This window comes from Mycobacterium neumannii (assembly GCF_002245615.1).
In the GTDB taxonomy this organism is placed as follows: domain Bacteria; phylum Actinomycetota; class Actinomycetes; order Mycobacteriales; family Mycobacteriaceae; genus Mycobacterium; species Mycobacterium neumannii_A.
This window is the reverse complement of the sequence record NZ_NKCO01000027.1, coordinates 37,551-60,292: the sequence shown is the minus strand read 5'-3', so window position 1 is coordinate 60,292 and position 22,742 is coordinate 37,551. Positions and strand designations below refer to the sequence as shown.

The following is a 22,742-nucleotide window of genomic DNA, read 5'->3' as shown; positions in this document are numbered from 1 at the left end:
CTGCCGCAGAAGTCGACGCGGAAATAGTGCGCGGGATCGCAACGCTACATACGGGGCGGCGTGAAGCCGGGGTTCGCCAGGGCATTGGCCACACCGCTACCGATGGGTCCGTACTCGTCGACGAGGGTCGCGGTGCCGGTGGCCACTCCGGCGTCGCTGAAGTGCGTCAGTGCGGCGAGCCCGAGATAGGGCCCCTTCGGCAGCCGCGACAGCGTCAGTGTGTAGTCGGCGTTGATCCACTGCAGGCCGCTCGGCCCGAAGTGTGTCAACGAGCTGACCATGTCGCCGGCCATGGCGGCGCGGGTGAACGGCGTCAGGTCCACGCCAGCGACCAGCGGCCGAAAGTCGCGGACCCACAGGTGTTTCGGACCCGAGTGCTGCCAGTTCGCCAAGCCCTCGCCGGGTCCGGGTTCGCGCTCGTCCCTGCCGTAGGTCCACACCAACGTCGACAGTTCGCGGGGGATGGGATCGGGTGTCGGAGGTGGCGCAGGCATGGTGACCGGCGACGTCCAGATCTCGTCGGCGGGTTGTACTCCGCGGCGGAGGAACAGCGCTGTCGCGCGCGCGACGATCGTGTCGCCCTGCGTCATCAGCGCGTCGACCAGTTTCAGGCGACGGCCCTGGCGGACGACGGAGGTCTCGACCCGAACCGCCGCCAGCGCGGCTGGGCGGAACAGGTCGACGGTCAGCCGGGCCGGCTGGAAGTCCGGGTCGCCGGCGTCGCGTTCGAGCACGTGACCGAGCAGACCGCCGGCGTAGTTGCCGCTGATTGTCTGTCCCCACGGCCCCTGCGCCATCGGCGCGGGCACGAAGGCGTCACCGTCGGGGGTGAAGAACGCGGCCACCATCGCGAAGACGATAGCGGTCTAGTCGAACTAACGATTCTCCAGCCAGTGCTCGATGTCGTCGGACACCGGATCGACGACGTCGGCGAACTCGTCGTGCTTCTCGACGTAGGACGCCACCATCTTGCAGACGGGCACGATGCGCAGCCCCTCATCGCGCGTCTTCTGCAGCGCCTCGCCGATCAGGATGGTCGCCAGGCCGCGGCCCTCGAAATCGCTGTCCACCTCGGTGTGGGTGAAGACTCGCTGACCGTCGCGGTCGGCGAACTCGGCGATTCCGACGCCCTTCCCGTCGACGGCGATGGTGTAGCGGTCGGCTTCGGCGGTGACCTCGGTGGGCGCGCCGGTTTTGTCGGTCGTCATGGTTTCTCTATACCCCCGGGTTCGATCGCGGACGCAAGGTCGCGTTGGGCAGCGGGGGAGCGGGCAACCGGGATACCGCGCCGCGGTACCCCTGCACAGCGCCGAACCGGTCATCGCGGTCCTCCCACTGTCTGCGATAGGCCGCGATGTCGTCATGGCTGCGGCCGACGAAGTTCCACCACATGACCAGTTCCTCGGGGAACGGTGGTCCGCCGAGCAGCACCAGCCGGGCGGGCGCGCTGCCGCGGTTGGCCAGGTGCAACCTCTCTGCGCCGGCGGCCTGGAACGCCAGGTCGGCGGTGTCGAGCGCAGTGCCGTTGACGGCGACGTCGCCCTGATCGAGGAGCACCCCGTGCTCGAAGTCCGAATCGACCTCCAGCATCACCTCCGCCCCGGGGTCGAGGTCGACCTGGGCCCCGAGCAGAGGTGTGAACGTGTCGACGGGGGAGCGCAGGCCTTCGAGTTCGCCGATGAACACCTGCAGCGTCGCGTCCCCGACGGCGCGCGGCGCGGGGACGAAGTGTTCGAAGCCGCGCCCGGTGTCCCGCGCCTCATCGGGCAGAGCCACCCACAGCTGCACGCCGTGCAGGATCGTGGTGGCGCCCGTCGACACCTCCGAGTGGCAGATGCCCGCGCCTGCCGTCATCAGGTTGAGCTCGCCCGGGCGCACCAGCGCGTGCACGCCACCGCTGTCGCGATGCTCGACCTCGCCGCTGAACAACCAGCTGACGGTCTGCAGCCCGGTGTGCGGGTGAGGCGGCACGTCCATACCCGTGCCACCGCGCACGTCGTGCGGGCCGTAGTGGTCGGCGAAGCACCACGCTCCGATCAGCGACCGCTCCCGCTGCGGCAGCGTGCGCCGCACGCGGATCGCCCTCGGACCGCCCAGCGGCACCTCCCGCGGATGCAGGACGCCCGCGAACGGGACTGCCGCGCAGGCGACTTCGGCCGGCGCCGGGTCGGTGTTGCTCACCAACCCACAGTAGGTCTATCCCGGGCTTGTCATCGCCGAACGGATCACTTCCAGATCATCGTCGCCGATCTTGAACACCCCGAAGCGGAACTTGTAGCCCCAGCGGGTCTTGTCCTCGATGAAGTTGAGCTTCTCGAGGAGCGGACGAATCGGCGTCTCATGCGCGTCGAGGAAGTCGACATTGCGCCGCCACCGTTCGACGTCCGGGGACGCCGAATCGAGATAGGGCTCGTCGTCGGCGATCTGCCCGATCGCGGTAAACGCCTGCAGCGGCGGACCATCGGGATAGACGGTGCGAGGGGAGTAGAAGGCGATCCAATCGCCGCGCGCCATCCTGCGCAGCATGTTCGGCTTGCCGTGATTGGCCTGAGTGAAGCGGCCGCGCACGCCGAGTTCGACGTGGTCGCGGCTGACTGTGTTGATCCAGTTCGTCATATCCGCACGCTAAGCGCGACGGCCGACAGTTCCAGACCTCGAGAGAAGTGCCTGTGGATAACTCGGGCCGACGCCGCCTGATTAGCATCGGACGCCGTGAGTGACGAGTCGCTGCGCGACGACCACGCCGAGCTTCTACGACGCCGCGAACTCACCGAGGACGCGGCCCGACCGGATGCCGTGACCAGGCGACACGAGGCGAACGCCAGGACCGCTCGGGAGAACATCGCCGACCTCATCGACGAGGGCTCGTTCGTGGAGTACGGCCGGTTCGCGATCGCGGCGCAGCGCCACCGCCGCGACCTCGACGACCTGATCGCACGCACCCCCGCCGACGGTCTGGTCGCCGGGACCGCACGGATCAACGGCGACCTGTTCGGCGCCGAGCGCAGCGCGTGTGCGGTGCTGTCCTACGACTACACGGTGCTGGCCGGTACGCAGGGCGCGCTGGGCCACCGCAAGAAGGACCGGTTGTTCGAGCTGATCGAGCGGCTGCGGCTGCCGACGGTGTTCTTCGCCGAGGGCGGCGGCGGGCGGCCGGGCGACACCGACTATCCGGCGGTGTCGTCGCTCGATGCGCGCGCGTTCAAACTGTGGGCGGCGCTGTCGGGCGTAGTGCCGCGCATCGCCGTCGTCCACGGTCGCTGCTTCGCGGGCAACGCCGTCATCGCCGGCTGCGCGGACCTGATCGTGGCAACCGAGAACACGTCGATCGGCATGGGCGGACCCGCGATGATCGCCGGCGGCGGGCTCGGTGACGTGCCACCCGACGAGGTGGGCCCGATCAGCATGCAGGCGCCCAACGGTGTGGTCGACGTCGTGGTAGCCGACGAAGCCGAGGCGGTCGCGGTGACGAAGCGGCTGCTCGGCTACTTTCAAGGGCCGACCGAGCCCGGACCGGTCGCCGACCAAACACGTTTGCGCACAATCGTTCCCGAGGTTGCACGTCGGGCCTATCAGGTCGCGCCGATCATCGAGACGTTGGCCGACGAGGGCACGGTGACGTTCCTGCGGACGAAGTTCGCGCCGGAGATGGTGACGGCGCTGGCCCGCGTCGACGGCCGCCCGGTCGGGATCATCGCGAACAACACGATGGTGATGGCCGGCGCGATCACGGCCGCCGCCGCCAAGGCGGCCCGCTTCCTGCAGCTGTGTGACGCGTTCGGGCTGCCCGTCCTCTCACTGGTCGACTGCCCGGGTTACATGGTGGGCCCGGCGGCCGAGTCCGAGGCGCTGGTGCGCCGCGCGTCGCGGATGCTGGTGGCCGGTGCGGCGCTCAAGGTGCCGCTGATCGCGGTGATCCTACGGCGCGGGTACGGACTGGGCGCGCAGGCGATGACCGGCGGCAGCCTGCACGAGCCGGCGTTGACGGTGGCATGGCCGGGCGCGCACCTGGGACCGATGGGCCTGGAGGGCGCGGTCCGGCTGGGTATGCGCAAGGAACTGGAAGCGATCGCCGACGAGGACGAGCGCGAGGAACGGGTCAGGCAGGCGACGGCGGCCGCGCAGGAAAACGCCAAGGCGCTCAACGCCGCGGCGCTGTTCGAGATCGACGACGTGATCGACCCGGCCGAGACCCGTGATGTCGTGATCAACGCGTTGACTGCGGCCACGGCACACGCCCCGCGTCGTCAGGGCCGACGCTTCGTCGACACCTGGTAGAAGAAAAAGGGACGGTGCCGCCTGCGCCTCTCGGCGAGTGGTCGCTCGAAGCGACGATTGTGTTGGGGCCCGGGGCATGCCCGGCACCGTCGCATTCGTCAACCTGCTGGTCCCTAGAGATATTCCGGGCGATGGTCGAGGCCCGCCGCCGACCCCCCGATCCGGCGGCGAGCCGACCGGTGATCAGGCCGATTCCGCGTAGAGCCGACGGTCGCGCACGGGGTGGCCGTGCCGCTCCGCCAGTGACTTCAGCTGCCGCAGAGCAAACGTGCGGCCGCGCCCGGCCTCGGGCACGAAGATCCCCGCCCACAGACCCTCGGCGCGCGGTAACTCGCAGGCCTCCCGTGCGCAGAGCCAACGGCGAGGGCACGCGCGGCAGATGGCCTTCGCCTGCTCGTCGGCCGATGTGGTCCACCGCTCCGGGTCCCGGGTGCAAGCACCGACGGGCGTCTCATCCCATTCAGTCGTGTTCATTCGTGATGCTCCTCTGCACTGTGTGCGGCCCGTCGGTCGCGATGGCGAAAACGTAGCGCATTAACCGTAGCGATGCAACGGTTAATGCGAGTGCAAGTGCCAGCGGCTGCCGCAAGTATGCCCCTGAAGTGCGAATTCACATGCTACGGGTGCCGACAAAGCCGTAGCACAGGCTGACGCGGACACGACTGAACTGGAGCGTCGACACGATTTGGGGACCGCCACGCCGCACCAAGCCGTAGCGCGCAACATAACGGCGGATACGATTACGGCGCCTTCTCACCCCCGCCCTCGAGGACCCACCGCGCCATGACCAATCCGGAGTCGACCGACGGATCGACCGAGGCGCTCGATCAGGGCATGGTTCGAGCGGGTGCGGCCGCCGCGGCGCGACGTCGTGAGCTCAACATCAGCCAACGCAGCCTCGCGGCGGACGGCATCATCAACGCCGGCGCCCTGATCGCCTTCGAGAAGGGCAGAAGCTGGCCGCGGGAGCGAACCCGAGCAAAGCTCGAAGAGGTGCTGCAGTGGCCACCCGGCACGATCGCTGGGCTTCGGCGGGGAGAACCGGCCGGCGAGAATCACCGCCCCGCGGCGGCGCCGCGCAGCGACGAGGTGCCGTTGATCGCCGAGGCGGTGATCACCGCCGCGAGGACCTTCGACTCGGCCATCGCCGCGCTACCCGCAGCCGAGGACCCGGAGTTCGGCGCGAAGGCGGCCAAGATCCTGGCCGACCTCCGTCAACTGGAAGCCGTCGCGGCGCGGGCGGCGCGGATCAGCAGGGTGACCCCGCCGCTCATCAAGGCGTTGAGCGCCGTGCGGACGCGCTATGACGAGCTGATGTTGCGCGCGGCGCGATCCCCGGGCGCGACGTTGGGTCAGCGCCTCTATGCGGCGCGGCGCCGGGCGAACCTCACCATCGCCGAAACCGCCCAGGCGGCAGGGGTTTCCGATGACGACATTGCGCACGCCGAGGCAGAAGAGCAGGTGCCGGTGCAGGCTGCCGAGGCGATCGCCGCACTCGTCGACGAACTCGGTTGAGGCATCCGAATCAATAGCGCTCGCGGCTGCGGTCGTCGCTGGTGGGGAAGTGGTCGGCCAGCGCGGCGGCGATCTCGAGGAACCGCCGACGGGTTTCCGCGGACATCTCCGAAGTCCCGTTGATGACGCCGCCCGGACGCAGATGCCCGTCGAACGGCACCTCGATGACCCTCTGGCCCTGACCCGAAAACTGTTGGGCCAGAATCGAACGCGTGCGCTTGTCGGCGTGCCCGTCGGAGTCGTTGAGCACGATGACCGTGCGCTGCAGCAGCCTCGTCAGCCCGCGCGCAGCCAGCCAGTCCAGCGTCTGGCCGGCCACAGCGGCGCCGTCGACCCACGGTGAGGACACCACGACCATCGCGTCCAGGTCCCGAAGCACCTCCTGGGTGACCGGGGAGTCCATCGTCGAACTGCAGTCGATGATCGAGATCGTGAAGTAGCGGTCCAGCCGAGAGGTGGCTTCCCGGTAGATGGCCGGGTCGAGCACGCGGCGACGCGCGGGAGTGCCTTCACCGGCGAGCACAAACAATCCGGCGGCGTTGTTTCCGACTCGGCTGCGGACGTCGGCGAAGGTTTCCAGATGCTGGTCGGAGGCCAGTTCCCAGTACGAGCCCTGGGCCTTGGGGTCGACCCGGCTGCCCAGCTTGCCGAACGCGGTGTCCGCGTCGATCGCGACAACCCGGTCGTCCTGACGTATCTCGGCGAATACCGAGCCGATGCTGGCCGACACGGTCGTCTTACCGACCCCGCCCTTGCCCATCACGCCGATCTTGTAATGACCCCGCAGCGCGCCCCGGATCTTCGCTTCCAGCTCGGCCTGCCGGATCTCGTCAGGCCCCGGGCCGAGGTTCACGTATCCGAAGGTGGCTCGATACAAGGCGTATCGCCAACCGCGGGTGGGCGCGGCCTTGCGCGGAGGCACCAGTTCGTCGGGCCTGATCCGTTCTGCGTAGGAGCCCGGTTGCTGGGGTGCGGCTTGGCCCTGCGGTCCGGGACCGGGCCACGGTCCGGCCGGCGGGCCGGGCTGCTGCGGAGGACGGGGCGGTGGCTGTTGCCTGGTGGGGTGGCCCCACATCCGCGGATCGGGACGGGGGGCGGCCGGTACCGGTCCGGTGTCGTGAAGAGAGTCCGGAGGTGGGCCGAATCGGGTCGGCTGCTCGCGGAAACTGGCGCGCGGTGCGTCCGGATCCGGGAAACCCGGTGGCGGCGGCTGCGCCGGCTCCGATTCGGAGGGCGGTGGCGGCGCCTGTTCGGCTTCTTCGGGGCTCGTCCAGCCGAGTTCTTTGCGCAACGCGTCATCGCGGTCGCTCAATGCGATCTCCTCCGAATGTCGTATCGGTCCCCGGGGTCAAGTATCAACCACTGTCCCAGCTTCCCCTGGCCAGCATTCCCAGCTAACACCGAGCCGGGGGTCCCAGGGACGATGTAGCCGTCGTGAGTCGACGTCCAGCCGGCTGCAACCGTCGGCGGGCATGCTTGCCAGCGGAAGCAGCCGCCAGCGGCTTCAGCACCCTAGGGCAGTGGAAAAGTGCATCAACAGAGTTTGCTATATCGGGCATAGGCGCGGTTATGCCGCTGAGATGACATCTTGCGCATTAACTGCAAGTTGCCTGTGCGCGACGATCGGCGGGCGCCGAGGAGCCGAAAATTGGTGACATCGGGGGTGTTCAACCGCTGGTACGCTAGCTCGCGGCGACCAGACCTGCGTGATCGGTGCCGGCCGTGTGAAGGGGTCCGCGGCAAAGGACTCGAGGTCCGTGCGCAAACGCGCGGTGCCGACAGAAGGTGCCAACGCACGACGACGGGAAGGGGTGAACGGCGATGTCCGACGATGTGCGTGTCTCCACCGCTCACCTCGGCGATCTGGCCGCTCGGCACGACCGCACGGCCGCGGACACCCGCGCGATGAGCCGCTCCGGCGACGACATCCAGGCAGCGGTCGAGAACACCCACGGCACCATCGCGGCGCCGACCGCCGATGCGCTGGATGCCGTGCTCACGTCGCGAGACCACGCCGGCGTCGCGGCCGCGGAATCGTCGGTCGCCCTCTCCGACGAACTGACCGACGCCGCCGCGCTCTATGGCAGCACCGACGAGGCGGCGGCCTCGGCATTGACCGCCCAGATTCAGACGGATCAGCCGTGAGTACGGACGCCACGCACATCGACGACGTCGTGGGCGTCGAGGTCACCATCGACGGCATGCTGGTCATCGCCGACCGGCTCGGCCTGATGGAATTCCCCACCGCCTTGGGCATCCGGCTGAACATCCCCCAGCCGGAACTGCGCGACCGCGTGTGGGATCAGGTCGCTCGCGATCTGACCGCACAGGGCGTGCTCGACGTCTTCGGCCACCCGCACCCCGAGGTGGCGGCGATGGTCGACACGTTGAGCCGGGCGGACCGCACGTTGGAAGCACGCTGGTGGCGGCGCGACGTCGGCGGCAAGCTGATCCGCTTCGTGGTCTGCCGCAAAGGTGACCGCCATGTCGTCGCGGCCCGTGACGGCGACATGCTCGTGTTGCAGCGGGTGGCTCCCCAGGTCGGTTTGGCGGCCATGGTCATGACGGTGCTGGGCACCGCGACGCCGGCCGACTTCGAACCGCTGACGGGTGTGGCGAGCAAACTCGCCGCATGCCGCGACGCAAACCAGATCGCGGCCTACGGAATCGGCCCGTCGTCGGCGCGCGCCTACGCCGACATCATCGCCGACCCGGAGAGTTGGGCGGAGATCACCGCGATCGAGCGGCATCCGGGCGGAACGTTCACCCAAGCCGACGTCGCCGCGGGCGTGCTGGACTCGAAGTACGGACGGATCGTGTCGATTCCCCGGCGGGTGAGCGGTGAACTGTATGGCAGTTTCCTGCCCGGCAGCACCGAGAACCTGCAGCGCGCGCTGGACGGCTTGATCGAATTCCTGCCGTCCAGAACGTGGTTCGAGCACGCCACGCTCGACCCAGCAGAGGCCGCGCATGGTGGATGAGCGGTCTCAACACGATGCCGACGACGAGCGCGACGACATGGCCGCGCTCGATTTCAGCCCACCCGAGGTCTCCGACGACTCCGTGCTCGACGCCCTGGATGGCTACGGCCCGGGCGCAACCGGCGCCACCGAACCGCCGCTCCCCGTCGCCACTGTGACCAATCCGCCCGGCACCGTCTCCGTCAGCGCCTTGTCCGACGGCCGGATCAGTCGAATCAAGCTATCTCCCAGAGCAAGTGGGCTCGCAGAGGCCAAGCTCGCCGAAGAGGTCCTCGTCGTCGCCGGGCTCGCCAGCCAAGACGCGAAGTCGACGCAATACGTCAGCATGCTCGAGGGCATGCGCCAACAGGGCCACGACGACGCGGCAACCCGCGACTTCCTCACCCGCGATCTCGGCCTCCCCAGCCCGGAACAAGCCCGCGCCGAGCGCACCCGCGTGTTCACGACAAGATATGCCGGTGGCCATGACTGAGCATCTCGCCAGCCTGTTCGGAAGCGCGGTCGGCATGTTGGCCAGCACACCCGCGCGCTCATTCGAGATCTTCACGGAGATCACCACTTTCGACGAATCGGCCTGCGACGCGTGGGTGGGCCGCATCCGTTGCGGTGACACCGACAGGGTCACGCTGTTCCGCGCCTGGTACTCCCGCGCCAACTTCGGTCAGCTCGCCGGTTCGGCCGAGATCTCGATGAACAGCCTCAACGCTCGGGTGCCGATCGGCGGGGGGTTCGGCGACATCACCTACCCGGTGAATTCGCCGCTGGCCATCACTATGGGTTTCGCCGCCAACGAGGCGTCGATCGGCAACTACGCCGACGCGATGGAGGCTCTCGACGACGCCCCGGCCGCCGGGGCCGAGCACCTGGTGGCCTGGATTAAGGCCGTGATCTACGCCGCCGCCGAGCGCTGGACCGATGTGATCGACCAGGTCCGCGGCGCCGCCGCGTGGCCAGACAAATTCCTCGCCGCGGCCGCAGGTGTGGCGCACGGCGTCGCGGCGGCCAACCTCGGGCTGTTCACCGAGGCCGAACGACGGCTCACCGAGTCCAACTCCTCACCCGCCGGGGAGGCGTGCGCCCCGGCCATCGCGTGGTTCCTGGCGATGACGCGCCGCAGCCAGGGCAACGAAGAGTCGGCGGTCGCACTGCTGGAATGGTTGCAGGCCACCCATCCCGCCCCGAAAGTCGTTGAAGCACTCCGCGACCCGTCATACCGACTCACGACCACGACCGCGGAGCAGATCGCGGCGCGCAAGGATCCGTGGGACCCGAGCAGTGTCGAGGCCGACACCTCCGGTCGCGAGCGGCTCCTCGCCGAGGCGCAGGCCGAACTCGACCGACAGATCGGGCTGACGCGGGTGAAGGAGCAGATCGAGGCCTACCGTGCCGCGACGCAGATGGCCAAGATCCGCGCGGCGCGCGGGATGAAGGTCGCACAGACGTCCAAGCACATGATCTTCGCCGGTCCGCCCGGCACGGGCAAGACGACGATCGCCCGTGTCGTCGCCAATATCCTGGCGGGCCTCGGCGTCATCACCGAGCCGAAGCTCGTCGAGTCCTCCCGCAAGGACTTCGTCGCCGAGTACGAGGGGCAGTCGGCGGTCAAGACCAGCCGCACGATCGACCGCGCCCTCGGCGGTGTGCTGTTCATCGACGAGGCCTACACACTGGTGCAGGAACGCGACGGCCGCGCCGACCCGTTCGGCACCGAGGCACTGGACACGCTGCTCGCCCGGATGGAGAACGACCGGGACAGGCTGGTGGTGATCATCGCCGGCTACAGCGCCGACATCGACCGCCTGCTGGAATCGAACGACGGCCTGCGGTCGCGGTTCGCCACCCGCATCGAGTTCGACTCCTACACCCCCGGTGAAATCGTCGAGATCGCCGAAGTGATTGCCCGTGCCAATGACTCGTCGCTGGACGAGCAGGCCGCCAAGCAGGTGCTCGAGGCCGCCACCCTGTTGAGCAGCCGCACGCTCAACGGCAAACCCGCGCTCGACATCGCAGGCAACGGCCGCTATGCCCGCCAACTGGTCGAGGCGGGCGAACAGAACCGTGACATGCGGCTGGCCCGTTCGCTCGACATCGACAGCCTTGGCGACGAACAGCTCAGCGAGATCAACGGTGAGGACATGGCCGCCGCGATCGGCGCGGTCCACGCACGTCTGAGCATCGGTGATTAGCCATGGGATTCCGGCTCACCACCAAGGTGCAGGTCAGCGGTTGGCGCTTCCTGCTTCGACGCGTCGAGCACGCGATCGTGCGCCGCGACACCCGGATGTTCGACGACCCGCTGCAGTTCTACAGCCGCGCCGTCTCCGCGGGCGTGATCATCGCGGTGGCGGTATGCCTGGGTGCCGCGCTGCTGGCGTACTTCAAGCCGCTCGGAAAGCGCGGCGATGACACGCTTCTCGTCGATCGCAACACCAATCAGCTCTATGTGGTACTGCCCGGCAGCGGTCAGTTGCGGCCGGTGTACAACCTGACCTCGGCGCGGCTCGTGCTCGGTAACCCCGGGACACCGGTGGCGGTCAAGTCCGACGAGTTGAACCGCATGCCGAAGGGTCAGTCGATCGGAATCCCCGGGGCGCCTTACGCGACGCCGGTCGGCGGCGCGAACTCGATGTGGACGCTGTGTGACACCGTCACCAAGCCCGAAAGCGTGGCGCCGAACCTGGAATCCTCGATCATCGTCCGGCCCCTGGTCACCGACGCCTCGGTCGCGCCGATGCGCCCCGATCAGGGCATGTTGGTCGCCTACGAGAACGACATCTGGCTGGTGACCGAAAGCGGCAGGCACGACATCGATCTCGCCGATCGCGCGGTCACCTCGGCGGTCGGAGTCCCGGTGACAGCGCGGGCGACGCCGATTTCGCAGGGGTTGTTCAACGCGCTTCCCAACGCGGGCCCCTGGCGTCTTCCCGACATCCCGGCCTTGGGGGCTCCCAATTCGGTTGGGCTGCCGCCCAATCTCGTAATCGGCTCGGTGTTCAAGGCGCTGACCGAGGACGGCGAACAGTATTTCGTGGTGCTGCCCGACGGTGTCGCGAGGATCAACGACACCACCGCCGCCGCGCTGCGCGCGACCAACTCGTTCGGTCTGGTCACGCCGCCGTCGGTGGAGGCAAGCGTCGTCGCCCGGATCCCCGAACATGTCTTCGCCTCACCGCTGCCCGACAAACCGTTGGAGATCCTGCCGCGCGAGGACACCCCAACATTGTGCTGGGCGTGGCAGCGCGAGCCGGGGGATCAGGCGCCGAAGACGACGGTGATCGCGGGGCGGCACCTGCCGATCGCACCGTCGGCGATGGGCACCGGCATCGAGCAGATCGGGGGTGAGGCAACGGTTTACATCGACGGCGGACAGTACATCCAGTTGCAGTCGCCCGATCCGCGGTACGGCGAGAGCCTCTACTACATCGATCCGCAGGGCGTCCGGTACGGGCTGCCCAACGCCGACACCGGCAAGACACTCGGGCTCACCGGTCCGACGACCGCGCCGTGGCAGGTGGTCGGACTTCTGATGGACGGCCCGGTGCTGTCGAAAGAGGCGGCGCTCATCGAACACGACACCCTGCCACCGGATCCCAACCCGCGCAGGGTCGGTGGGGACTCTGCCGCCGAGTCGGCCGCAGCGCAGTCCGGAGGCGGCCGATGACGACCAAGAAGTTCACCCCGATCATCAAGCGCGGGCCGAGGCTGACGCCCGGTGAGATCAACGTCGCACCGCCGGAAGACCTGGGAGTCGAGATCCCGCCGTCGGGCATCCAGAAGGCGCTGCCGTGGGTGATGGGCGGCGGCATGCTCGGGATGATCGCGATCATGATCTTCACCGGTATCCGGCAACTGTCGCCGTACATGCTGATGATGCCGTTGATGATGATCATGGCGACCGTCGGATTCATGGCGGGAGGCGGCCCCGGCGGCAAGCGTGTCCCCGAGATCAACGCCGACCGTAAGGAATATCTCCGCTACCTGGCCGGGCTCCGCACCCGCGTCACATCGTCGGCGGCCGCTCAGGTGACGTTCTTCAACTACCACGCGCCACACCCGCAGGACCTGCTGTCGATCATCGGCACCAACCGCCAGTGGTCCCGGCAGACCAACGCCGACTTCTACGCCGCGACCCGGATCGGGCTGGGTACCGAACCCGCGGTCGACCGGCTGTTGAAGCCGGCGGTCGGCGGTGAGCTGGCCGGTCCGCAGGGCGCACCGCAACCGCACCTGGAACCGGTGAGCCACATGTGGGTGACGAAGTTCCTGCGCACCCACGGGCTCATCCACGACTGCCCGAAACTACTGCAGCTGCGTACCTTTCCGACCATCGCGATCGGCGGTGACCCGGACGGCGCGGCGGGGCTGCTCACCGCCATGATCTGTCACCTCGCGGTGTTCCACCCGCCGGACCTGCTGCAGATGCGGGTGCTCATCGACAACCCCGAGGACCCGAACTGGGCCTGGCTCAAATGGTTACCGCATGTGCAGCATCAGACCGACACGGACGCGGCAGGGCCCACCCGGATGATCTTCACCCGCCCCGACGGCCTGAGCGACCTGACTGCGCGCGGCCCCCACACCGCGGACGCGGCGCCCAGCGGACCGTACGTCGTCGTCTTCGACCTGACCGGGGGTAAGGCCGGGTTCCCGGTAGACGGCCGGGCCGGCGTCACGGTCATCACGCTCGGCAACCACCGCGGCTCGGCCTACCGGATCCGGGTGGCGGACGACGGCACCGCCGACGATCGGCTGCCCAACCAGACCTTCCGGCTCATCACGTCGACGGTCGACCAGATGGCACCGGGGCAGGCCGCCCGCATCGCGCGCAAGCTGGCGGGTTGGTCGATCACCGGCACGATCATCGACAAGAGCGTGCGGGTGCACAAGAAGGTCGCCACCGAATGGCATCAACTGGTCGGGGCGCAGTCGATCGAGGAGGTGACCCCGGCGCGGTGGCGCATGTTCAGCGACGCCGACCGCGACCGGCTGCGTATCCCGTTCGGTCACGAACTCAAGACCGGCGACATCATGCACCTCGACATCAAGGAAGGCGCTGAGTTCGGTGCCGGTCCGCACGGAATGCTCATCGGGACAACGGGTTCGGGTAAGTCGGAGTTTCTCCGCACCCTGATCCTCTCGCTGGCGGCCACCCACCACCCCGACCAGGTCAACCTGCTGCTCACCGACTTCAAGGGTGGCTCGACATTCCTGGGCATGGAGAAGCTGCCCCACACCGCCGCCGTCGTCACCAACATGGAAGAGGAAGCCGAACTGGTCAGCCGCATGGGCGAGGTGCTCAGCGGTGAACTGGACCGCAGGCAGTCCATCCTGCGGCAGGCCGGTATACAGGTCGGCGCGGCGGGCGCGCTGTCCGGCGTCGCCGAATACGAAAAGCATCGCGAACGCGGGGCCGACCTGCCGCCGCTGCCAACACTTTTCGTCGTGGTCGACGAGTTCGCCGAACTCCTGCAGAACCACCCGGACTTCATCGCGTTGTTCGACCGGATCTGCCGGGTGGGCCGCTCGTTGCGGGTGCACCTGCTGCTGGCGACGCAGTCGCTGAACACCGGCGGGGTGCGCATCGACAAGCTCGAGCCGAACCTGACCTACCGGATCGCGTTGCGCACCACCAGTTCCGCGGAATCCAAGGCCGTGATCGGAACCCCTGAGGCGCAGTACATCACGAACAAGGAAAGCGGTGTCGGCTTCCTTCGCGTCGGTATGGAGGACCCGGTCAAGTTCCACAGCGTCTACACCGGTGTCAACTATGTGCCGACCGCCGCGCGGCAGGACAACGGGGAAGCACGACCCCAGGCCACCGGTCAGACCCGGCTGCGAATCCGGCCGTTCACCGCGGCGCCGATTCCGGAGACGGCGGTGACGTCATGAGCATCGAACCCGACCAGCGGGTGCTCCGCGAGGTGGTCCTCGACCAGCTGACCACCGGAGAGACCCGCGCCTATCGGATGTGGTTGCCGCCGCTGGCCGATCCGACACCGGTCAACGAACTGATCGCCAACGACCGGCAGCGTCAGCCGCTGCGCTTCGGCCTCGGCATCATGGACGAACCGCGCCGGCACCGCCAGGAGGTGTGGGGCATCGACACGTCGTCGGCAGGCGGCAACATCGCCGTCGGCGGCGCACCACAGACCGGCAAGTCCACCTTCCTGCAGACGTTGATCCTCTCAGCGGCCGCTTCCCACACGCCCCGGCAGGTCCAGTTCTACTGTGTCGACCTCGGCGGCGGCGGCCTGCTGTACCTCGAGGACCTACCGCACGTCGGCGGTGTCGCCACGCGCTCGGAGCCGGACCGGGTCAACCGTGTCGTCGCCGAGATGAAAGGCGTTCTGCGGCAACGTGAGGCGATGTTCAAGCAGTACCGCGTCGGATCGATGGCCGCCTATCGCGAGATGCGCGATGACGCGAACCATCCGCTGGCCGCCGATCCGTTCGGCGACGTGTTCCTGGTCATCGACGGATGGCCGGCATTCGTCGCGGAGTTCGCTGACCTCGAGCCCGTCGTGCAGGATCTCGCCGGCCAGGGTCTGCAGTTCGGTGTGCACACGGTGATCTCGACGCCGCGCTGGACCGAGCTCAAGGCGCGCGTGCGCGACTACCTCGGCACGAAGGTCGAGTTCCGTTTGGGCGACGTCAATGAGACGCAGATCGACCGCATCACCCGCGAGATCCCGGCCAACCGGCCCGGCCGCGCGGTGTCGATGGAGAAGCACCACTTGATGATCGGAGTGCCGCGGCTCGACGGCGTGCACAGCGCCGACAACCTCGTCACCGCGATGTCCGATGCGGTCCAGGTGATCGCGGCGCGGCACACCGACCAGGCACCCAAGGTGCGCGTCCTGCCCGAACGCATCTACCTGCACCACCTGGACCCCAACCCGCCCGGCCCGGACGCCGACTACCGCACGCGGTGGACGGTGCCGCTGGGTCTGCGCGAATCCGACATGGCGGTGGCCTACAACCACATGCACACCACACCGCACATGTTGATCTTCGGCGGGCCCAAGTCGGGCAAGACGCGAATCGCACACGCTGTTGCGCAAGCGATCTGCGCGCGCAACAGCCCCGACCAGGTGCGATTCATGCTGGCGGACTACCGGTCCGGCCTGCTGGACGCGGTTCCGGAGACACATCTTCTGGCAGCGGGTGCCATCAACCGCAACAACGCGAGCCTGGAAGAGGCGATCAAGGCGTTCGCCATCAACCTTCAGAGGCGGCTCCCGCCCGCGGACCTCACCACGGCCCAGCTGCGCGCCCGGTCCTGGTGGAGCGGGCCGGATGTGGTGCTGCTCGTCGACGACTGGCACATGATCGTGGCCGCCAGTGGTGTGGTGCCGCCGATGGCACCGCTGTTTCCGCTGCTGCCCGCGGCCGCCGACATCGGCCTGCACATCATCGTCACCTGTCAGATGAGCCAGGCACACCGCGCCACCATGGACAAGTTCGTGGGCGCCGCGTACGGCGCCGGATCTCCGACGCTGTTTCTCTCGGGAGAGAAACAGGAGTTTCCCTCGAGCGAAGTCAGGCTCAAGCGTCGTCCCCCCGGCCAGGGATTTCTGGTCTCACCGGATGGCAAGGAAGTCATCCAGGCGGCGTATGTGGACCCCCCGGAAGAAGTTGTGTAATGAGCACCCCTGGGCCGCGGTTAAGATTGGTCGACACACGCCAGCAAATTTTGTGGCAAGGCCTTAGCAAAGAGGTCGGGGAACGGTTCCTGGCTGGCGGACAGCGGCGTCCGAGCGTGCACAAGTTCATACGCATTGAATTCATGACCCACGAGGAGACGAACAGATGGAACCGTTGATGCACAATCCGGGTGCGGTCGGAGTCGGCGCCCAGGTCGTGGCTAACGGCACCCGTGGCCTCGCCGCGGGCACCACTGCCGGTGCGGCGGTCACCGCAGTGGTTCCGGCCGGTGCCGATGAGGTGTCGGCGCAGGCGGCGGTCGCTTTCGCGGCCGAGGGCGTGGAAACGCTCGCGATGAACACTTTTGCCCAGCAGGAACTGGCCCGGATGGGCGCGGCCGTCATCGAAGGCGCGGGGATCTACACCGCCGTGGACGGCGCGAACGCCACGACGTTCTGAGCGCGGACCACCGCACACCCTCACTCGACGAACCAGGGAAGACCTAGACGATGTTCTGGCACGCCATGCCGCCAGAATTCAATACCGCCCGGCTGATGGCCGGCGCGGGCGCGGCGCCGATGCTGCAGGCCGCCGCGGGCTGGGAGGCGTTGGCGATCTCGCTGGAAACACAGGCCGACGAATTGGCCGCGAGCCTGGCGTCGCTGACGGCGGTGTGGAGTGGTACGGCCAGCGAGCGGGTCGTGGCCGCGACGATGCCGATGGTGGCGTGGCTGCGGACCGTGTCCGCGCAGGCCCAAAAGCGGGCGCTGCAGGCCACCGCGCAGGCGAACTCCTACAGCCTCGCGATGGCCACCACGCCGCCTCTGCCGGAGATCGAGCAGAACCACATCACCCACGCGGTGCTCGAAGCCACCAACTTCCTGGGCGTCAACACGGTGCCGATCGGGGTCAACGAGTTCGACTACTTCGTCCGCATGTGGAACCAAGCGGCCGGGGCGATGGACGTCTACCAGGCCGAGACCGCCGTGAACCTCCTGTTCGAACCGATCATGCCCCCCAAGCCGATCGTGATGCCCGGTGTGGCCGCCGGCGCGACGGCGGTCGCGGCTGGGTACGCCGCGGCGTCGGCGCCGATGACGGCCATGCGCAACGCCGTGATCGCGCAGGTGAGCACTCAGGCCTCGATGGAGTCGGCGGTGCTGCAGGGTGGACGCGCGACCGCCCAGATCGGCATGTCGGCCCAGCAGGCCGAGGGTCAGGTGCAGAAGGCCGAGAACCTCGCCCAGCGGGCGGCGAGCCCGAACCAGATGACCCAGCAGGGCATGCAGATGGCGTCGCAGTTGGGGTCGTCATTGGCGCAGGTGCCGCAGCAGGGCATGCAGATGGTGATGCAGCCGGTGCAGCAGATGACCCAGCCGTTGCAACAGGTCACCTCGTTGTTCACCCAGCTCGGAAGCAGCTTGGGCAGCGAGAAGATGCAGGTGGGCCTGGTCGGGGCCAGCCCGCTGTCGAATCACCCGCTGGCAGGTGGCTCGGGGGCGACGTCCGGCGCGGGGCTCGTGCGAGCCGCGTCGTTGCCCGGTGCGGGCGGGACGATGGCCCGCACCCCGTTGATGGCCGACCTGATCGGTCAGCCCGCCGCGATGTCCGGCGGGCCGGGCGCGGCAGCCGGCGCAGGCGGTGCCGGGCTGGCACCGGTCGGCGCGGGAGGCGGTGCCGGACCGATGGGCCAGATGGGCCAGCGAGCGACCAGCGGGGGAAGCAAGCACGGATTGACGGCGCCGCGGGTCCTACCCCAGGACCTCGGCGAAGACGAGGACGACGACTGGTGATCGTCCACCACGACTTCCCGGTCACCCGACCGGAAAGACTCGCCAGCGATGGTGAGGACAGAGGAAGAGAGAAAGAGTATCCAGCATGGCAATGAATACCGATGTTGCTGTCCTCGCCAAGGAGGCAGCGAACTTCGAACGGATCGGTGGAGAGCTGCAGGCCGTCATCGGACAGGTGGAGTCCACGGCAGGCGCCCTGTCCGCGCAGCTGATCGGCGAGGCCGGCTCGGCCGCACAAGCCGCCCTGATGCGCTTCCACGAAGCCGCCGTTCGTCAGGTCCAGGCGCTCAACGACATCTCGGCCAACATCCACTCCGCCGGCGCGCAGTACGCCGCGACGGATAGCGACCAGTCCGCGGCGCTGTCGACCGCGATGCAGTTCTGAACCCAACCCGACGAACGGAGAACACACCATGAGCGAAAAGGTTTACAACTACGCGGCGATCGACGGGTCGTCGGCCGAGATCAACACCGCCGTCGGCCGGACCGAGGGTCTGCTCGAGGAGGGCAAGGCCTCTCTCACCGCTCTCGCCGGAGTCTGGGGCGGCACCAGCTCGGAGGCCTACCAGGCCGTGCAGATGCGCTGGGACACCGCTTCGGCCGAGCTCAACGCCGCCCTCCGGCAACTCGCCGCCACCATCCAGGAGGCGGGCGGAAGCGGGGGGACCATGTTCCAGGCCGACAAGATGATCGAAAGCTCGTTCGGCGGATAGGAACTGCGCGCGGGTGGGCAGGTTTCATCCTTCCGGGGGGTCTTGCCCACCGCGTGTGTCCTCGCTTAGCGACTACATAGAGAGGTTCTCATGTCGGCAGACTATGACCGGCTTTTCCACTCCGCGGGAGACGCTGTCCAAACAGCCGACGACGACGCAGTGGATCGCGACACCACCAGTGCGGCCACGCGCCCGCCCGCACCCGTGCCCAGTGGCCACGTCCCTGTCGAGATGACGGGGCCGACGGTGTCGGTCGGACAGACCAAACAGGCGCCGCCGCCGCAGCAGAACGAGATCACCACGCAGATGCCGGCCGCGCGGTCGACACCACCGCCGCCGCAACCGAATTCGATGATGCGCGTGCCGATGAGCGGCGGACCGGCCGGCGCACGGTTCGAGCAGCCACGCTCGGCGCCCGCACCGGCGCCGCGGCCTGCGCCCGCACCCGCGCCGAGCCAGCACTTCGCCGAATCGGAGAAGAACGGCGCCCTCGCCAGTGCCCCGCCCGCGCAGACGTCGGCGGCCACCATCGGCAATCACCGCGCGATCGACGCGCTGTCGCATGTCGGGGTGAAGTCGGCGGTGAAGATGCCCTCGCAGCGGGGCTGGCGCCACGTGCTCTACATGCTGACGCGGATCAACCTGGGCTTGTCACCCGACGAGCTCTACGAGATGGAACTGCACACCCGGATTCGCCGGAACGCCAGGGACTCCTACCAGATCGGTGTGTTCGGGCTCAAGGGCGGTGTCGGCAAGACCGCCGTGACCGTCGCGCTCGGTTCGGCGATGAGCAAGGTGCGCGGCGACCGAATCCTGGCCGTCGACGCGGATCCCGACGGCGGCAACCTCGCCGACCGGGCCGGCCGCCAGTCCGCGGCCACCATCGCCGATCTGCTCGCCGACAAAGAACTGCAGCGCTACAACGACATCCGCGCCTACACGAGCATGAACGGCGCGAACCTCGAGGTACTTTCGAGCGAGGAGTACAGCGGAGCCCGGCGCGAGTTCAACGACGAGGACTGGAAGGGCGTGACGAACATCGTGTCGCGCTACTACAACCTCGTGCTCGCCGACTGCGGAGCCGGACTGTTCCAGCCCGCCGCCCGCGGTGTGCTGTCGACCGTCTCGGGCCTGGTCATCGTGGCGAGCGCGTCGATCGACGGTGCCCGGCAGGCCGCGATGACCATGGACTGGTTGCGGCAGAACGGATATCAGGATCTGCTCAGCCGCTCGTGCGTGGTGATCAACCACATCGTGTCCGGCAAGCCGAACATCGACGTCGAAGATCTCGTCGCGCAGTTCGAGCGCCACGTACCGCCGGGGCGGGTCATCGTGCTGCCGTACGACAAGCACATCGCAGCGGGCACCGAGATCCAGCTGGATCTGCTGGGCAAGACGTTCCGGCGCCGGATCGTCGAGCTGGCCGCCGCCCTGTCCGACGACTTCGACAGGCTCGAACGCCGGTGACCTCAACCGCCGCAGCGACATCCGCCTCGAGCGTCACGCCCGGGCGGCCGTCGACCACCCGGGTCACCATCCTCACCGGACGGCGCATGACCGATCTGGTCTTGCCTGCGGCGGCGCCGATCGAAACCTACATCGACGAGACCGTCTCGGTGTTGGCCGAGCTTCTCGAGGACACACCCAAGGATGTATTGGCGGGGTTCGACTTCAAGGCACAGGGCGTGTGGGCGTTCGCCAGGCCGGGTGCGCCGCCGCTGAGGTTCAGCGAGTCGCTTGACGAGGCGGGGGTCGTCGACGGATCGCTGCTGACGTTGGTCTCGGTCAGCCGCACCGAGCGCTATCGACCGCTCGTCGAGGATGTCATCGACGCGATCGCCGTACTGGACGAGTCGCCGGAGTTCGACCGCTCGGCTCTGAACCGCTTTGTCGGAGTGGCCATTCCGCTGGTATCGGTGGTCGTCACGGCGATGGCGATGCTGGCGTGGTCGCGCGCCGGGCACGACTGGTGGTGGGCGGTCGCTCTCGGAGTGCTGGGGTTGGGTCTGCTCGGCGGTAGCGCGGTGGCCAACAACCGCTACCGGAACGTCGACCTGGCCGAGAGCCTGTTGACGGCGGCGCTGCCGACGCTCGCGGGTGCGGTGGCCCTGGCGGTCCCCCTTCCCCGGGGCGTCGACTCGCTGGGCGCACCGCAGATCGCGGGTGCCTCCGCGGTGGTGTTGTTGTTGACGTTGGCCACACGCGGCGGGCCCCGCCGCAGAGCGGAGCTGGCGTCGTTCCTGGCGATCGCGTCGATCGCGGCGACGGCTGCGGCGGTGGCCTTCGGCTACGGATGGCAGCACTGGGTGCCCACGGGAGCGATTGCGTTCGGTCTGATCGTGGTCACCAATGCCGCCAAACTGACCGTCGCGGTCGCCCGCATCGCGTTGCCGCCGATCCCGGCCCCGGGGGAGACGGTGTCGAACGACGAACTGCTCGATCCCGTCGCGACATCGCACAGCGAGGAGGAGTCGCCGACCTGGCAGGCGATCATCGCCTCTGTTCCGGAGTCGGCGACGCGCCTGCACGAGCGCAGTCAGTTGGCCAGGCGGCTGTTGATCGGATTCGTCACGGCGGGCGCCCTCGTGCTGTCGGTCGGCGCGATCGCGGTCCTGACGCAGGGCCACTTCTTCGTGCACAGCATGAGCGTCGCGGGCCTGACCGCGGTGATCTGTGGATTCCGGTCCCGGTTGTATGCCGAAAGATGGTGTGCCTGGGCGCTGTTGACGGCTACCGTTGCCATCCCGACGGGCGTGATGGTTCGGCTGTGCCTGTGGTATCCGGACAGGGCCGGGTTGGTCCTGGCGATCTACGCGCTCGCGGGCATCGTCGCATTGACCGCCGTCGGTGCCACGGCGAGCCTGCGCCGGATCTCACCGGTGACGAAGCGGATCCTCGAACTGCTCGACGGCGCCGCGATCGCCGCGGTGATCCCGATGCTGCTGTGGATCGCCGGGGTCTACGACCTGCTGCGCAACTTGCGGTTCTAGCTCCACTGCGTCGCGGGGCGGTCCCGACGCTCACCGTCGACGGTGACGTCGACGCGCTCGTCGAAGAAGCAAATGTGGTCGCGGACGCGTTCGCCGTCGGGCAGGGGATCGCGGTAAGTCCACGCGACGTCGCGCGGCCCGTCGGGCACCGAGAAGTACGACGCCCGCCCCTTGTACGCGCAGTAGGAGATGGTGTCGCTGTCGTCGAGGTCGGCGACGACGTCCTCGCGCGGCAGGTAGTACCGCACCGGTAGATGCGTCTCGAACAGCAGCATCGGGCGTTTCGACTCCGCGAGCAGGCGGCCGTCGGATTCGATGCGGACGTGGCGGCTGCTCGTGAGGATGTCGATGCGGTGATACGGATCGTGCGGGTGGCTGACGATCGGCTCGTCTTCTTCGTGCCATTCGAACGCGCCGAAGTTCAGGACCGCGTAGGCGGCGAGGTCGGGGTCCTCGGGTTGGAAGGCCGCTGCGGGTGCCGTTTCCTCGCCGGCGATGACGTCGAACTCGGCACCGGGACACGAGTGGGTGCCGAACGGGACCGTGGGATCGAGCACCGCGCGGTCGACGCCGGGACGATCCGCGTCGTCGTCGCCGGATTCGGCGCCCGCGGGCACCAGCTGCCCGGCGAGGTCGGCGACCGGAACCGCGTACGTCGGCAGGATCCGGCGTGGTTCCCACACCAGCACGGCGTCGCAGGTGTCGACGAGCGGTTCACCGGCAAGGGCCACGCGAATCCGCTTCGGCGTCGGTTCGTACCGCAGGGCGTCGAGGCTTCCGCGCAGCAGGTCGGCCATCCGAACGGCCATCGGGCACCCCTTGTCCGCT

Annotated in this window: 22 protein-coding genes; 15 read left to right on the top strand and 7 right to left on the bottom strand. The window is 68.3% G+C overall.

What is annotated here, in order from left to right; translation table 11 throughout:
* Window positions 1-44 precede the first annotated feature (44 nt).
* The 4 genes from CEX88_RS22955 to CEX88_RS22940 are packed head-to-tail and all read right to left on the bottom strand — an operon-like array spanning window position 45 to window position 2,616.
* A complete protein-coding gene (locus CEX88_RS22955) occupies window positions 45-848 on the bottom strand; it encodes an acyl-CoA thioesterase domain-containing protein (protein WP_094295263.1) in 804 nt (267 codons plus the stop codon).
* A 27-nt stretch (window positions 849-875) separates the two neighbouring features.
* The gene (locus tag CEX88_RS22950) at window positions 876-1,208 is read right to left on the bottom strand and encodes a GNAT family N-acetyltransferase (RefSeq protein ID WP_094295262.1); all 333 of its coding nucleotides are present in this window, start codon (window positions 1,206-1,208) and stop codon (window positions 876-878) included.
* A 7-nt stretch (window positions 1,209-1,215) separates the two neighbouring features.
* Window positions 1,216-2,181 carry a pirin family protein gene (locus tag CEX88_RS22945; RefSeq protein WP_094295261.1) on the bottom strand — a complete coding sequence of 322 codons (966 nt, stop codon included), beginning with the start codon at window positions 2,179-2,181 and terminating at the stop codon, window positions 1,216-1,218.
* Window positions 2,182-2,196: 15 nt separating this feature from the next.
* On the bottom strand, window positions 2,197-2,616 hold the full coding sequence (locus CEX88_RS22940; RefSeq protein WP_066846571.1) for an EVE domain-containing protein: 420 nt from the start codon (window positions 2,614-2,616) through the stop codon (window positions 2,197-2,199).
* A 96-nt stretch (window positions 2,617-2,712) separates the two neighbouring features.
* Between CEX88_RS22940 and CEX88_RS22935 the strand changes: the two genes are divergently transcribed.
* Window positions 2,713-4,278, top strand: coding sequence for an acyl-CoA carboxylase subunit beta (locus CEX88_RS22935; RefSeq protein ID WP_094295260.1), 1,566 nt, complete (start codon window positions 2,713-2,715; stop codon window positions 4,276-4,278).
* 183 nt (window positions 4,279-4,461) lie between these two features.
* Here the strand turns inward: CEX88_RS22935 and CEX88_RS22930 are convergent, their stop codons facing one another.
* Complete coding sequence (locus CEX88_RS22930; RefSeq protein ID WP_066846576.1) at window positions 4,462-4,752, bottom strand: WhiB family transcriptional regulator; 291 nt, start codon at window positions 4,750-4,752, stop codon at window positions 4,462-4,464.
* 309 nt (window positions 4,753-5,061) lie between these two features.
* Between CEX88_RS22930 and CEX88_RS22925 the strand changes: the two genes are divergently transcribed.
* Window positions 5,062-5,793, top strand: a complete 732-nt coding sequence (locus CEX88_RS22925) for a helix-turn-helix domain-containing protein (protein ID WP_066846578.1) — start codon at window positions 5,062-5,064, stop codon at window positions 5,791-5,793.
* A 10-nt stretch (window positions 5,794-5,803) separates the two neighbouring features.
* Here the strand turns inward: CEX88_RS22925 and CEX88_RS22920 are convergent, their stop codons facing one another.
* Window positions 5,804-7,105 carry a MinD/ParA family ATP-binding protein gene (locus CEX88_RS22920; RefSeq protein ID WP_094295259.1) on the bottom strand — a complete coding sequence of 434 codons (1,302 nt, stop codon included), beginning with the start codon at window positions 7,103-7,105 and terminating at the stop codon, window positions 5,804-5,806.
* 509 nt (window positions 7,106-7,614) lie between these two features.
* On the opposite strand from CEX88_RS22920, the gene CEX88_RS22915 reads away from it, so the two are divergent.
* The 13 genes from CEX88_RS22915 (at window position 7,615) to eccD (ending at window position 21,914) form a co-directional block, all read left to right on the top strand.
* Entirely contained in the window at window positions 7,615-7,938 is a 324-nt protein-coding gene (locus tag CEX88_RS22915; protein WP_094295272.1) for a type VII secretion target, read from the top strand.
* 56 nt (window positions 7,939-7,994) lie between these two features.
* Window positions 7,995-8,774: an ESX secretion-associated protein EspG gene (locus CEX88_RS22910; protein WP_202931622.1), complete on the top strand. Its 780-nt coding sequence runs from the start codon at window positions 7,995-7,997 to the stop codon at window positions 8,772-8,774.
* A complete protein-coding gene (locus tag CEX88_RS22905; RefSeq protein WP_094295258.1) occupies window positions 8,764-9,246 on the top strand; it encodes a secretion protein EspD in 483 nt (160 codons plus the stop codon). The genes CEX88_RS22910 and CEX88_RS22905 overlap by 11 nt, the downstream gene beginning before the upstream one ends.
* Entirely contained in the window at window positions 9,239-10,960 is a 1,722-nt protein-coding gene (eccA, locus tag CEX88_RS22900) for a type VII secretion AAA-ATPase EccA (protein ID WP_094295270.1), read from the top strand. Before CEX88_RS22905 ends, eccA begins: the two co-directional genes overlap by 8 nt.
* A gap of 2 nt (window positions 10,961-10,962) precedes the next feature.
* The gene (eccB, locus tag CEX88_RS22895; protein WP_094295257.1) at window positions 10,963-12,435 is read left to right on the top strand and encodes a type VII secretion protein EccB; all 1,473 of its coding nucleotides are present in this window, start codon (window positions 10,963-10,965) and stop codon (window positions 12,433-12,435) included.
* Window positions 12,432-14,663, top strand: a complete 2,232-nt coding sequence (eccCa, locus tag CEX88_RS22890) for a type VII secretion protein EccCa (RefSeq protein WP_094295256.1) — start codon at window positions 12,432-12,434, stop codon at window positions 14,661-14,663. Before eccB ends, eccCa begins: the two co-directional genes overlap by 4 nt.
* Window positions 14,660-16,417, top strand: a complete 1,758-nt coding sequence (eccCb, locus tag CEX88_RS22885; protein WP_066846599.1) for a type VII secretion protein EccCb — start codon at window positions 14,660-14,662, stop codon at window positions 16,415-16,417. The genes eccCa and eccCb overlap by 4 nt, the downstream gene beginning before the upstream one ends.
* A gap of 166 nt (window positions 16,418-16,583) precedes the next feature.
* On the top strand, window positions 16,584-16,877 hold the full coding sequence (locus tag CEX88_RS22880) for a PE domain-containing protein (RefSeq protein WP_066846603.1): 294 nt from the start codon (window positions 16,584-16,586) through the stop codon (window positions 16,875-16,877).
* 50 nt (window positions 16,878-16,927) lie between these two features.
* Entirely contained in the window at window positions 16,928-18,211 is a 1,284-nt protein-coding gene (locus CEX88_RS22875; protein ID WP_094295255.1) for a PPE family protein, read from the top strand.
* Window positions 18,212-18,296: 85 nt separating this feature from the next.
* Window positions 18,297-18,596 carry a WXG100 family type VII secretion target gene (locus CEX88_RS22870; RefSeq protein WP_064394652.1) on the top strand — a complete coding sequence of 100 codons (300 nt, stop codon included), beginning with the start codon at window positions 18,297-18,299 and terminating at the stop codon, window positions 18,594-18,596.
* A gap of 28 nt (window positions 18,597-18,624) precedes the next feature.
* On the top strand, window positions 18,625-18,924 hold the full coding sequence (locus CEX88_RS22865; RefSeq protein ID WP_064394651.1) for a WXG100 family type VII secretion target: 300 nt from the start codon (window positions 18,625-18,627) through the stop codon (window positions 18,922-18,924).
* Window positions 18,925-19,014: 90 nt separating this feature from the next.
* Window positions 19,015-20,391: an ESX-1 associated ATP-binding protein EpsI N-terminal domain-containing protein gene (locus CEX88_RS22860; protein ID WP_094295254.1), complete on the top strand. Its 1,377-nt coding sequence runs from the start codon at window positions 19,015-19,017 to the stop codon at window positions 20,389-20,391.
* On the top strand, window positions 20,388-21,914 hold the full coding sequence (gene eccD, locus CEX88_RS22855; RefSeq protein ID WP_094295253.1) for a type VII secretion integral membrane protein EccD: 1,527 nt from the start codon (window positions 20,388-20,390) through the stop codon (window positions 21,912-21,914). The genes CEX88_RS22860 and eccD overlap by 4 nt, the downstream gene beginning before the upstream one ends.
* Here the strand turns inward: eccD and CEX88_RS22850 are convergent.
* Complete coding sequence (locus CEX88_RS22850) at window positions 21,911-22,723, bottom strand: DUF427 domain-containing protein (RefSeq protein ID WP_094295252.1); 813 nt, start codon at window positions 22,721-22,723, stop codon at window positions 21,911-21,913. The two genes, eccD and CEX88_RS22850, sit on opposite strands and share 4 nt — an antisense overlap.
* Between the last annotated feature and the right edge of the window lie 19 nt (window positions 22,724-22,742).

Bases quoted from the DNA above. Each gene is read 5' to 3' on its own strand.
- eccA (WP_094295270.1), top strand. From the start codon at position 9,239: ATGACTGAGCATCTCGCCAGCCTGTTCGGAAGCGCGGTCGGCATGTTG.
- CEX88_RS22950 (WP_094295262.1), bottom strand. From the start codon at position 1,208: ATGACGACCGACAAAACCGGCGCGCCCACCGAGGTCACCGCCGAAGCC.
- CEX88_RS22880 (WP_066846603.1), top strand. From the start codon at position 16,584: ATGGAACCGTTGATGCACAATCCGGGTGCGGTCGGAGTCGGCGCCCAG.
- CEX88_RS22955 (WP_094295263.1), bottom strand. From the start codon at position 848: ATGGTGGCCGCGTTCTTCACCCCCGACGGTGACGCCTTCGTGCCCGCG.
- CEX88_RS22860 (WP_094295254.1), top strand. From the start codon at position 19,015: ATGTCGGCAGACTATGACCGGCTTTTCCACTCCGCGGGAGACGCTGTC.
- eccCb (WP_066846599.1), top strand. From the start codon at position 14,660: ATGAGCATCGAACCCGACCAGCGGGTGCTCCGCGAGGTGGTCCTCGAC.
- eccCa (WP_094295256.1), top strand. From the start codon at position 12,432: ATGACGACCAAGAAGTTCACCCCGATCATCAAGCGCGGGCCGAGGCTG.
- CEX88_RS22875 (WP_094295255.1), top strand. From the start codon at position 16,928: ATGTTCTGGCACGCCATGCCGCCAGAATTCAATACCGCCCGGCTGATG.
- CEX88_RS22905 (WP_094295258.1), top strand. From the start codon at position 8,764: ATGGTGGATGAGCGGTCTCAACACGATGCCGACGACGAGCGCGACGAC.
- CEX88_RS22850 (WP_094295252.1), bottom strand. From the start codon at position 22,723: ATGGCCGTTCGGATGGCCGACCTGCTGCGCGGAAGCCTCGACGCCCTG.
- CEX88_RS22940 (WP_066846571.1), bottom strand. From the start codon at position 2,616: ATGACGAACTGGATCAACACAGTCAGCCGCGACCACGTCGAACTCGGC.
- CEX88_RS22870 (WP_064394652.1), top strand. From the start codon at position 18,297: ATGGCAATGAATACCGATGTTGCTGTCCTCGCCAAGGAGGCAGCGAAC.
- eccB (WP_094295257.1), top strand. From the start codon at position 10,963: ATGGGATTCCGGCTCACCACCAAGGTGCAGGTCAGCGGTTGGCGCTTC.
- CEX88_RS22915 (WP_094295272.1), top strand. From the start codon at position 7,615: ATGTCCGACGATGTGCGTGTCTCCACCGCTCACCTCGGCGATCTGGCC.
- CEX88_RS22910 (WP_202931622.1), top strand. From the start codon at position 7,995: ATGCTGGTCATCGCCGACCGGCTCGGCCTGATGGAATTCCCCACCGCC.
- CEX88_RS22930 (WP_066846576.1), bottom strand. From the start codon at position 4,752: ATGAACACGACTGAATGGGATGAGACGCCCGTCGGTGCTTGCACCCGG.
- CEX88_RS22925 (WP_066846578.1), top strand. From the start codon at position 5,062: ATGACCAATCCGGAGTCGACCGACGGATCGACCGAGGCGCTCGATCAG.
- CEX88_RS22865 (WP_064394651.1), top strand. From the start codon at position 18,625: ATGAGCGAAAAGGTTTACAACTACGCGGCGATCGACGGGTCGTCGGCC.